Here is an 11,693-nt window from a genome sequence, read left to right as displayed (position 1 = left end):
ACCGGTGGACCACCTCGGTGGGGCAGAGCAGCCTTGCCGTGAGAGTGTGACCGAATACTCTTCAAACAACCGAGCGCATATTTCAAACAATGTCTGATCATTGCGCCTGCGCAGTTCATCAAGGATCAGCAACCGCGTATCGTCGCCCAAGGCGCGAAACACGCGGCTGAGTTGTGGATCAAATGGAATGCCCATCCTTTGTATATGCAACAACAATGTTGCATGTAAAGTGCGGCGACATCAATCTCTACTGCGCGTTTGAGTTTCGCTCAAGAACTGCGGGCCACCAGCGTCCGTTTAGGGCGTTTTATGGCGCTCGCCTATGTCAGCTTTGGGTCAACCGCTGCCATCAGCCCAGAGCCAAACGAAATAGCGTTTCTTGAGTCCGTCCGCCGGAGCGCTTGACCACCAATCGTAACGTCCAGACAGACGCCCCTGCGAACTCACCGGCATTTATGGTGGCCAGAACAGTCTTGCTCACCGTGGTGCGACCTTGTGCGACCTGCTTCCAACGTTCGGGGGCCTCGCCTTCACCGATCTCAACGATGTAGCTTTCCAGTTCGTCTGACTCTGCAGTGCCAATGATTTCGGCGGCTGGTCCGTTCGCGCCCTGCACAACACGTACGCCGGATATGTCGGCGACAATCGAGGCGTTGGGGTCTGCGCCCAACGCCGCTCCAACATCGAGCGCCCCATAACCTGTGAACTGATCAATGCCCGCAGCCCCTATATCCTGTGCTGACTGAAGTAAAAGCTGACGCACCTGCTGGGCGCTGAGGGAAGGGTCTCGCGACCAGAGCAATGACGCGGCGCCTGTGACGAGCGGCGCAGCAAAGGATGTTCCCGTCGCTTGGTAGTAGCGTTTATCCGGACCAACGATCGCTGATCCGCGCTGATAGGCGACCGTCAGGTTCAGAAGAGTGTCAGTCCCGCGCGCTCTAAGCGACAGAATGTCTTCGCCGGGGGCCGCGATCGAGATTTGCGGTCCCCAATTGGAAAAAGGGGCGCGTTCGCCATTCTCGCCGATCGCAGCGACTGTGATCACGGCAGGGTGATTGACGAAAGCATAATCTGCCAGTTCCTGTCCTTCGTTGCCAGCAGCGACGACGATCAGGACATTCTTCTCTGCGGCATATTCGAGCGCCACGGTCTCCAGTTCGGGTGCAGCGGGGCCTCCCAAACTGAGATTGATTACGCGTGCGCCATTATCAACCGCATAGCGAATCGCCTCAGTGACGTAAGCTGTTCGGGTTCGCCCGAAATTATTGACCGCTTTTAGTACCATGATGCGTGCATAGGGGTTCATCCCCGTCATCCCGATGCCATTGTTCACCTCAGCCGCGATCAGACCGCTTGTAAAAGTACCATGACCATCATAGTCCCAAGGCTGGTTCGTACTGGCCATGAAGTCCCAGCCAATTTGATCATCAACATAGCCATTGCCATCATCGTCTATGCCGTTGCCGATGACTTCGTCTTCATTGACCCAGAGGCTTCCCCACGACAAATCGAGATGGTTCCAGTCGATCCCGGTGTCGATCATCGCGACAATTACCGGACTCGGTGTTTCACCGAGCGCGTCCCAGACCCCGTTCGGATCCCCCATCCCGATTGCCTCAAAAGCCCATTGGTCACGGAAAGCCTGTCCCCATGATCCGGATGAATGGAAATAGGGATCCCCAATTCGCGGCGTGTTATCCTGCCCTGCGGCAGTGAGACCAAGACCTCTTGCAAGTAGAATTAGGACGAGAAGACGCCAGGTCATTGAGCCGCCGCCTTCTTCTCCAGGCACGGCCCTAATGCCTGCCAGTTTGGATCGTACTGCTCATAGGCTCCCCCGCCGCTCAGGCTCAGCGAGAATTTAGGGGTCATGCTGAGCGATGTCCCAATTTGCCAGTTCAGCTCGGCTCGACCATCCGTCCCGAGTTTGGTCTGCGGCGCGTCCGCAGCTGCGGCATCCTGCGTCATAAGGCCAAATAAAAGAGGTGAGAGACCTAGAAACTCGGAGCCCTGCAGCCAGCTCTCCAACTGTGCTTCCCGCCAGAGTTCCGCCAATCGGTTTCTGCCGCGCTGACCGGCGACCTCACGCGCTTGGTTCAGCGCTCCCACCCGGTCGGGCTGGTTGGCAAGGTTCTGGAAATAATCGTCCCAGTGCTGAGCAGCAGCTTGCCCGGCTTCGGAACGGAAGGCCTGACGTCCTTGCGCTCCCGCGCGCTCCAGAGCCCAATAGGCATCCATAGCTTCATCACCGCCCGCCCGTATCACATCGTCAGCAGCGCCGACGGTTCCATTGAAAACATCGTCAGAGAATTTGTACCAAAGCTGTAGCCATTCTCTGCTCGCTGTTCCCAGTCCGGTCGGTGCTTCGATCCCTGCGGCCATTCTTGCGGCTTCAAACGCCTGCCAAGCTTCATCCATGCTCTGAGCTCCAAAACGGTGACCGTGCTCTGCCGCGGCCTGCGCCGTGTTGAAAACACCTGTTGCGGCTTCAGAAGATCCTCCTAATGCCGCTTCGCTCCCCTCGCGGATTGTCGCGCTTGTGGCGGAACTGGTCGCGGCCCCCGTTGTGCCCGCAGCTGCGCTCGTCGTTGCGCGTCCGGTTGCCTGCTTGGTGAGTTGTACGACCCCTGTATCGAGCGCGATTGCCGTGCGTTCTGCAGCCTGAGTGCCTAGTACGCGGGAGGTGCCACCAACAATCATTTTTCGACCGGCATTTATCAGGACGCCGCCGCTGGCATAAAGGCCGATATCGACAACGAACCCGGCCTTGGTAATGTTGTCGAGCGAGTCCAGGTGTTGCTGCGCGGAATCGCGCTGCGCTTCGAATTGACCTTTCTTGCGATTGAGCACGGTTTCTCTAAAGGATCCGGGGTCGACATCTTCCAAGAGTCCATCAACAATATTGAGCTTCTCCTCGGCCGAAATCAGCGAGAATTCGGACATGCGGACCAATCTGTCATTGTCATAGGACAAGCCACTCCCCACCGACATCCAGCGCGTCACCCAGGTCGTCCACTGTTTAGCGTCCTGGACACTGGTGTCGAACCCGTAGCGCGTTGCGATAGTGTCCCAGGCGGCCTGATTGATCTCGTCCGTTATGCTCGAGAGTTCTTGTGCCTGGGCTTCCTGCTGAGGCCGATCGAGAGCATTCAGCTGTTCAGCGATTGGAGTTGTTTGCGCGTGAATCCCGGCTTGCAAGTCGGTTATCTCATTGAGGAAGCCCCTGATTTGCGTGACGCGCTTGTCGTCGCTATTCTCGATTGCTGTCGCTAACTGTTCCTCAAAGCCAACGCGCGAAGCATTGAGACGGTTTTGTCGCTCGACCAAAGCGTCATATTGAGATTGCAGCTGCGCTCTGGTTTTGGCACGTGCGGCAGCCGTATCTGTGGTGGCATTCTGAGGCGCTGCTGAGTTCCGCGGAACTACTGAGCCATTCTTCAGCATGGGCACTTGATCACCGAATTCCAGCGCCATCTGGTTGAGAAAGTCCTCGACAACCAACTCCTGATACAGATCTCCGCCTGTCAGCATACTCTCAATCAGTTTTGCGAGGTCCTGATTGAGTTCATCAATGGCGCCAATTGCCTGTTCGGGGCCGCCCTGCCCTAAATCAAACATTGGTCCCGTCCCAGGGCCTGCGCCGCAAACCGGAGGCACGCCCTTATAGTCTTCCAGCAGAGCGTAATCCTGCCAGATCGGTCTCCAAGCTAAATACGGATAGAATATCTCGTCGATCATCGTCGACGTGATCGAGTTTTGTGGATCATCATATGTGCCCGAATACTGGTCGAGCACCCAACCATAATAGAATAGCTCTGAAAGGGCAGCAGCGGCGGCCAGATCTGGCGAGGTCTGCCCTGGTAAGGCGGGTGGCACAGGCTGGACTTGGACGTCAGAACCGGGATTGCCTGCGATGGCGACCTCCACTGGAGCGGCTGGAGCGGCTGCTTGAGGATGTTCCTCCTCCAGACCACAAGGCTTTACAACCAACTCAATTGACCGAGCCGCTTTCTTCTTCTCATTCGTGGCGGTTTCGACAACGTCGAAGCGAATGGTGTATTGCCCAGGCTTGTCTGGCGCGAGCGTGACGAGGGTGTAGGTGCTCGACCCCGGATTCAGCGTCATTTCTTCAGGTGAACCGCCCGGCAATATCGTGGCCGTGACTTTGACCTTGTCGTTCTCGCGGTCGTGGATTTGCGCCCCGACTGTGATGAGACCACGCGGGCATACCTCTTTCAGGATCACGAGTTCCGTTCCGGTCATGTAGCCGATCGCCCCGACCGTCGGAGGATCATTGCCAATCTTGATCTCCGTCTCGAACCTGACTGTGTTCGGCGCGCTGCTGTTCGGTCCAGGTCCGTCCTCAGCGCGTCCGCTGATCTTGTGCGTCCCACTGTTGCGTGTGTGCGCAAACGTTTCTGGATTGATCCGAAAACTGAAACCTTGATCGTCGCTGCTGGTTTTCCGGATTGAGCCGTTTGACAGACGATAGACCTGTCCACCAGCAGCACGTGCATCAATCTCGATTGTTACAACATCATCAGCGCCGTTGCGATCGCGGATCGTACCCACAAGACCGACCGGCAAATTGTCATCAGAGTGAAAGGCGTCGCGAGGCGTCGGTCTCAGGAATGCTTCTGGAGCGACATTTTCAACCGTGATCTCGACCGGTTGGGTCGTCGTTAACTGAGGGGTTCCAGTGTCGGTCACCTGGATGTTTGGCGCAAATACGCCGTGTGGGTGAGGTGTTTCAATTATGCCCTCGCGTTTCACCTTGAAGACATATTCGCCTTTGCTCGGGTCAAAGCTCGTCTGTGACTTTGATGACCAGCGGTTAAAGGCGTTTCGAGGGCTTGTTTTCAGGTCAGTCGGGTGATCCGAAAGGCGTACGCGATTGCGATCAATCTCATTGCCATTATTGGTGTCGGCGTTCCGGTCGACAATCGTGATCTCGCCATCGATGGAAACGGTATCTCCAGGCTCAACGCTGAACGAAAATGCGGTACTGGTGATCTCGGGCGCAACATTTTTGATTGAGACAGCGGCATTCTGGCGACCCGTCGTAAAGCCGGGACCGGGCACGCCAACCGGACGCCCTTCCACATCGACGCGGATATTATAACTGCGGTCGGCACGGATCTTTGCAACGGCAATGCGTATGTTTCCCGCAGCGGTATTGATGCCATTGACTGTGTATGCGGGTGTCACACCAGGCTCGGCGATTGCTCCGGCGCCTGTAACCGTGATCTTCGTGATTGTGACAGCTTTGCCGCTCAGTGTTGTCGCTGAGACTGGAATATTCAGGACCGCCCCCGGTTCCACGGCGCCGGGAGGCGTGACGGTGACGGATGCGATCGGATCGGCGGCCGGGTCACAATCCTGGTCGGGAGGAGGCGCGCGGCCAAGGTCACGTTGCAATTGTCGGACGCCATCGCGGATCCCGTCGAGGTTCCCCTCCACACGTTTAATGTCATCCGGTGCGACGGTCGTGTCCCGCCGTGTAAGGTCGACCCCAGCTTCAAGGTTTCCCGTGTCCTTGTCAGAGTCAAGAAACCCGAACTTGATCTGGCGTCCGATCTGACCTTCGCCGGAACGGCCGTATTGCTCATTCTTGGTCTTGATGACCCGCATACGCATACGCAGCCTGAGATGTCGCGTGGCGAAGCCCGAGAGTTTTACACCATCTTGCTCCTTATTGGGGGTGGCGGGCGGGCACTGGTAGTTCGACTGGAGGGAAAAGCCCGCAACTTCGCCAAGCAGATCGCTGACATCATTATCGAGTGCACTGAACAGGCGCTGTAATTCCTTGGCTTCAGATTCCGCGTTAGCTGCAAGGCTCGCGATTGCGAAGGCCGCAGTCAAACAGATCAATCTAAGCGCAAATCTCATGAATGGAGTCCCGTTCCCAGCCCCAATAAGTGGACAGATGAGACGGCGCCCGCTCGCGACACGCCGCCTCAAACCGGGGTCTAAAAGCTCTTGACGATCCCGACCCTGAACACGGTCTCGTCAAAATCGCCATCATCGGTGACCATGGCCGGGCGATTATCCACGAACAGATCATCACCTGAGCTCGGAATGAAGATATTCAAGCCATCGCCGCGCGTCCGATAGCCCGCGTCGCCATAGAGCATAACGTCTGGTGTGCCGGTCCTGTTGGTATCAAACATGAAAGCCGCCCCTGCACCGATGCCAGCATACCAGGTAAACAGATCATCTTCCGAATTCACCTCCAATTGAAAGTCTCCACCCGTACCGCAAGGAATACAGACAAAATCCTGGCGGGCATTGAGCTCCAGATTTGCGTGCTGGGCGCCAATTTCGACGCGCGGCCACCATTTGAAATTCTCGTTCAGATAGAACGGGCGGAAAAGATCAACTCCGAGATCGAGATAGTCTCCCTCAATTGAAACGCTACGCGTATCGGAGATATCTCCAGAGAAGGCAGTCGGTGAAGAAACGCCCCATGATGTTTGCTCAAGATGAGTGAACTCCACCTTTGGGGTCCACTTTATGCCTCCCGCGAGATCCCATTTGCTAGTCGGAAAGTAAGTGCCGCCAATGCGCCAGAATTCGACTTCATTGCGCACCTGAACATCGAGACCCGACGCGCCATACAGGATTCCGGTCGTGTTATCATTCGGATTGAAATCGAGATTGACGTTGCCTGTTACGTCCGTGCCCGTGGCAACACTTCCGCTAAACTCGCTATCATCCTCTCCGTACTCGAAACTGAGTGAAAAACCCCCGACATTCGGGTCATTATAGAAGAAGCCGCCCGTGAGGGTCTCCAGCTCTGCTTCCGGCTCTGTCACCAAAACAAAGGATTCCAGCCCACCACGCAGCACCAGCCCGAATCCGACTTCTGGTGTATCGACCTCTCGTATACCGGCCCCCAAATGCAGCCCCCAACTCGGTTGCCCGATCAGAGGATCATTAAACCCCGACACCGACGGCGTGCCGGAAATTGTGGTTGTTCCAGCACCAACATCGATGCTCAGCGATTCGCCATCCAAAAGGGCTGGCGTGCTGATGACATTGGCTTCCTCGCCTTCGCCGACCGTCAGCGCGCCTTCCATCGTGGCATCATCTGACATGGTAATGATGAGGAACACTCGGTCATCATTCTCGTCTTCGGGTTCAACAACTTCAATACTCTCGACAGTTCCGGTCGCTGGTGCGAAACTGATTGTTTGTGTGGGGACTTCTTCTGCCCCTTCACCCGTCAATGTTACGGTCTGAACATAAGCTGCCCAGGCCGACATCGACCAGAACGCAGCGAATGCCACGAGCACGAGTGCTTTGGCGAGTATGGAAGCTGACAGAATTCGACCCATTTTTGTCCCCTATTTCAGGCAAATCTCTAACCTGCAGAGTAAGCGACTCAATCGAAAGCACATGATCCAAATGGGCTATGAAAGTGCCAGGTCACGCGGTGCCCACGCGGTCTGCCTTACGAAGATTTTCGCAAAATTGCGTTTTGCTGCTATGATCACAACAAACTGCACAGAGTGACCGGTTTGCGTGAACAGCTTCTAGACACGATTTATGACGCACCTTTGGTCGACAGAGGGTGGCAGCAAGCATTGTTGCAAATCGCAGATGCATTCGGCGCGACCGATGCGGCATTGTATGCCAGTGATGACGAAGGGCGGTTTCTCACGAAGGCGGTTTCAGGGCGCCTCAGTCAGGAGATCCACCAGCAATACTTTGACACTTTCGTTACTCTCGACACCCAAATTGTGCGATTGCTGCAGCTGCCGCAAGACCGAGACATTACTGGACTTGATTTGATCGACGATGAAGCTGATGAGCCTTGCCCCGTTCATCATGAATATCTCATTCCGAATGGAATAGGGTCCCAAATTGTATGGTTGCTCAATGGCCCAGGTCGACGAAAATATACTTTCGTCCTCATGCGCGACGACCGATTTGGCGCCTTCGACAGGTCTGTTCGGCACCAGTTCGGGGTGATCGCGAGGCACGTAAAGCGTGGCCTGCATATCGATAATGGCTTGCGAAAGGCACGCGAAAGAGTGCTTCGAGATGATGTGGTTCTCGCGCAAAACGGAATTGGGTTGATTGCGGCCACCCTAAGTGGCGAGTTGCAGGCTCAGAACAGGCACGCGGATCGTCTGTTAGCGACATCACCGGAACTCCGAGACCAGATTTCCATGTCCCTAAAGTTGGCGACCGAGAGATTTTGGCAGGCAAGCGAGACTCCTGTCTTTCAGAAACAAGTGGTTGTGCCTCAGTATCGGTGCGCAATCGAGATCACCATCCATAGGCCGCCGCATGCGAAACGCCAGGCGTTCAGCGAGGCCCGACAGGGCAAAACCATCTGCATGATCAGGCAAATACAGCCCAGTCAGAAACAACTCCTCTCTCTTCTCAGGGAGCGCTATTCGCTTACCGTCACAGAAAGCCATCTAGCGGGTCACTTGCTTGATGGTGGATCAGTCAGAGAATTCGCCTCGCAGCACGGCAAGAGCATTCACACTGCACGAAATCAGATGAAGTCCTTGTTGGCGAAGACCGAGACCCAACGCCAAGCCCAGCTCGTCGCCGAATTGACAAAGTTGGTTTAAGCGACCGCCGGCGCGAGAGCCAACGCTGCACTCGAACGTGAATTGGGGCTCGAGGGGGCCGCTACTGCTGATTGACGAAGTGTTCGGAAATCTTCGAAACACCTAAAACGTATGTTCGATGGCAAGTTTCGTGATGGACGGTCTGTTCGAAATAAGCCCTAGCAAGTGAAAATTCGCTCTCGACCAAAAGCCTACGTCAGGCAGTATTCCACCTATGTCTGCTGTTCAGGTGCAAGCAAACCCAAAGTGATCGCTTGACTAATGTCTGCTTTGACACCGAAAGCGGACATTAGCCCAGCGGCTTAAATTCGCCCCAGAACAGCCGCTCGTAACGTCCGCTCTTGGGATATTTGAGCTATAAGATTTGCGGCGCGTACGGAACGACTTCGCACAGAAGACTGAATGCCAATCCCAAGACTTGATCATGATGCAAATGGACGACATTGTGCCCAGGGGTCGCATGGCCCGAGTCCTAGCTGGCCCAAAGCCCAGAACGGACCACCTTTCGGAGCGTTGATTTTGCTCGGGTTTATGGCGGTCCCTTCTTGGCGCTTAGGTGTCTCCTCTCACTGCCAAGTGAAGATACCGAGATCAAACGCGTGCTTTGATAATATGAAAGAATAGTCCAAGGAGGTATAAATGATCAAAGATATACTAACTGTTTCCGCGCTCGTGATTTTCGGAGCAGCCGCGTATGCAGGTGAGCCCATGACCCGCGACGCGGTTGTCGACGCGGCGAAAGATGGGGTCGAATTTGTTGGGAACACATATGTTCAGGAGCGAAAGACCGAAAATCCTGACCTGATATTGATCGATGTGCGAACCGAAGACGAATACGAACTTGGGCATATTCCGGATGCGATCTGGATCCCACGCGGCCGAGTCGAATTTGAAGTCGCCGAAAAAGTACGCGACGCGGAAGCCGAAATCATTGTTTACTGCAAGACCGGAAGTCGAGCAGCGCTCGTCAAAAAAGCGCTTGATGCGCAAGGATACCAAGGCGTTGTCGCTCATGAAGGGTTTGAGACCTGGGCGCAGGCCGGCCAGCCCTTGGAGAATGATCTGGGCGTGCTGCAGCTCATTGAAGGCAAAACCGAGGAATGATCGAGTGTCGCTGCGCCCTTCCGGCAAAAGCAGAAATCGCTGCAAATGCCCGTCACCCTAGCTAACGCGATCAATCAAGCCATTCGGGAACAAGCGTAAAATGACAGCCTTCTTCACTGTGTTTGTAACCGTTTTCTTGGCTGAGCTGGGAGACAAGACCCAGCTGGCGACGTTGCTATTTGCATCGGATGGCGATCGGAACAAATGGTTTGTGTTCTTTGCCGCCACTGCCGCATTGACCGCTTCTACGGCGATCGCCGTCATGTTAGGAGCGGCCGCAGAGCGCTGGCTAAGTATGCTGCCTTTGAAAATGATTGCAGGTTTGGGATTTGTCGCGATCGGCGCCTGGATGATCCTCGGTCACTTTCAGCGCGCCTGAAACTCAAAACCATAAGGGGCCCGGGTACTCGAACCCAGCGCCGGGCGCGGCGACATCTCTGCTAATAACCAATCAATGTCTTGACAATTGGGCAGTCTGGCTCATCACCTGCAGCACAATCGTTCGATATTGTTATCAGCGTGCGTTGCTGTAGCGGTTCAGCGACCGTGAGACACTTTGTTGGTTTTGCTTAAGGAGGATTTTTGGCTCATCGTAACTGACTCAAGGAGTGAAGATGAGCAAAAAATCCGAAAGTGCCGAACAGCACATAAAGTCGGTGAAGCGCCGCACCCGGCGCAAATATTCAGCTGAAGAGAAGATCCGCATTGTCCTGGAAGGCATGCGCGGTGAGCATTCGATTGCCGAGTTGTGCCGTCGGGAAGGCATTGCCCAGAGCCAGTATTATAGCTGGTCGAAAGACTTCATGGAGGCGGGAAAGAAACGCTTGGCTGGTGACACCCAACGCGAAGCCCGCAGCGATGAAGTCGTGGAGATGCGCCGTGAGATGCGCGACCTCAAGGAGGTCGTTGCGGACCTGACCCTGGAAAATCGCGTACTCAAAAAAAGCGTGATTGCGGATGGGGACGACGACATATGAGATACCCTGCATCTGAGAAGCTGGAGATCATTCACCTGGTCGAGCAATCGCATCAGCCGATCAAACGCACGCTGGAACAGATCGGTGTTTCGCGCGCGACTTTCTATCGCTGGTATGATGCCTGGCAGCAAGGCGGCATCGATGCCCTGGAAGACCGGCGCTGCGGCCCCAAATTGACCTGGAACCGTATCCCGGATGATATTCGCAACGCGGTCGTCAAAATGGCCTTGGACCGCACCGACCTCAGTCCACGTGAACTGGCTGTGACCTTAACCGATGAGAAGCGCTACTTCATCTCAGAAGCCAGCGTCTATCGCATCCTGAAGGCCAAAGACCTGATCCCCAGCCCAGCTTTCATCGTCATCAAGGCGGCCGATGAGTTCAAGGATAAGACGACGCGCCCAAATGAGATGTGGCAGACCGACTTCACCTATCTGAAAGTGATTGGTTGGGGCTGGTATTACCTCTCCACCGTTCTGGATGATTTCTCGCGTTATATCGTCAGCTGGAAGCTCTGCACCAACATGGCCTCCATCGATGCGCAGGAAACCCTGAACCTCGCTTTGCAAGCCTCAGGGCTTGATCAGATCAAAGTCAGACACCGGCCTCGTATCCTCTCGGACAATGGACCGTCTTACGTATCTGAACAATTTGCCGATTGGCTTGCCGAAGAAGGCTTCACCCACACGCGCGGAGCGCCTTACCATCCACAGACCCAGGGCAAGATCGAGCGCTGGCACCAGACGCTCAAAAACCGCATCCTATTGGAAAACTACTTCCTGCCCGGTGACCTCACCCATGAGATCGACGCCTTTGTCGATCACTACAATCATCGCCGCTATCATGAGAGCCTGAACAATCTCACGCCCGCAGATGTCTACTTCGGTCGAGGCGATGAAATCCTGCAGCAACGTGCCCAAACCAAATGGAGGACCATGAAACTACGCCGCTTGCATCACGCAAAATCTACTGATTAAACCAAACCAGATGAGCCAATCTCTCCTGATCCAAAAGCATCAGAATG

Annotated in this window: 7 protein-coding genes and 1 pseudogene; 4 read left to right on the top strand and 4 right to left on the bottom strand. The window is 55.2% G+C overall.

The window, feature by feature from the left end; translation table 11 throughout:
• From HY36_RS18640 to HY36_RS07340, 4 genes and pseudogenes are all read right to left on the bottom strand, one after another.
• Positions 1–195, bottom strand: a pseudogene (locus tag HY36_RS18640) (hypothetical protein); the annotation flags it as partial.
• Between the two features lie 154 nt (positions 196–349).
• Positions 350–1,765 (bottom strand): S8 family peptidase, encoded by a 1,416-nt coding sequence (locus HY36_RS07350; protein ID WP_081806090.1) that lies wholly within the window; start codon positions 1,763–1,765, stop codon positions 350–352.
• Entirely contained in the window at positions 1,762–5,889 is a 4,128-nt protein-coding gene (locus tag HY36_RS07345) for a hypothetical protein (protein WP_035550602.1), read from the bottom strand. Before HY36_RS07345 ends, HY36_RS07350 begins: the two co-directional genes overlap by 4 nt.
• 80 nt (positions 5,890–5,969) lie before the next feature.
• Positions 5,970–7,337: a hypothetical protein gene (locus HY36_RS07340; RefSeq protein WP_035550600.1), complete on the bottom strand. Its 1,368-nt coding sequence runs from the start codon at positions 7,335–7,337 to the stop codon at positions 5,970–5,972.
• 174 nt (positions 7,338–7,511) lie between these two features.
• Between HY36_RS07340 and HY36_RS07335 the strand changes: the two genes are divergently transcribed.
• From HY36_RS07335 to HY36_RS07315, 4 genes are all read left to right on the top strand, one after another.
• Positions 7,512–8,588 (top strand): helix-turn-helix transcriptional regulator, encoded by a 1,077-nt coding sequence (locus HY36_RS07335; RefSeq protein ID WP_155841778.1) that lies wholly within the window; start codon positions 7,512–7,514, stop codon positions 8,586–8,588.
• Between the two features lie 639 nt (positions 8,589–9,227).
• A complete protein-coding gene (locus HY36_RS07330; protein WP_051602602.1) occupies positions 9,228–9,692 on the top strand; it encodes a rhodanese-like domain-containing protein in 465 nt (154 codons plus the stop codon).
• Between the two features lie 100 nt (positions 9,693–9,792).
• Positions 9,793–10,071: a TMEM165/GDT1 family protein gene (locus HY36_RS07325; protein WP_035550595.1), complete on the top strand. Its 279-nt coding sequence runs from the start codon at positions 9,793–9,795 to the stop codon at positions 10,069–10,071.
• Between the two features lie 235 nt (positions 10,072–10,306).
• Positions 10,307–11,646 (top strand): IS3 family transposase gene (locus HY36_RS07315; RefSeq protein WP_155841776.1). Its coding sequence is split into 2 segments (ribosomal slippage): positions 10,307–10,631 and positions 10,631–11,646, totalling 1,341 coding nucleotides; the frame shifts between segments, so codons are not numbered across the junction.
• Positions 11,647–11,693: the final 47 nt, after the last annotated feature.

This window comes from Hyphomonas atlantica corrig. (assembly GCF_000682715.1).
In the GTDB taxonomy this organism is placed as follows: Bacteria; Pseudomonadota; Alphaproteobacteria; order Caulobacterales; family Hyphomonadaceae; genus Hyphomonas; species Hyphomonas atlantica.
The sequence above is the reverse complement of the archived record's forward strand: the minus strand, read 5'-3'. Positions and strand labels throughout refer to the sequence as shown.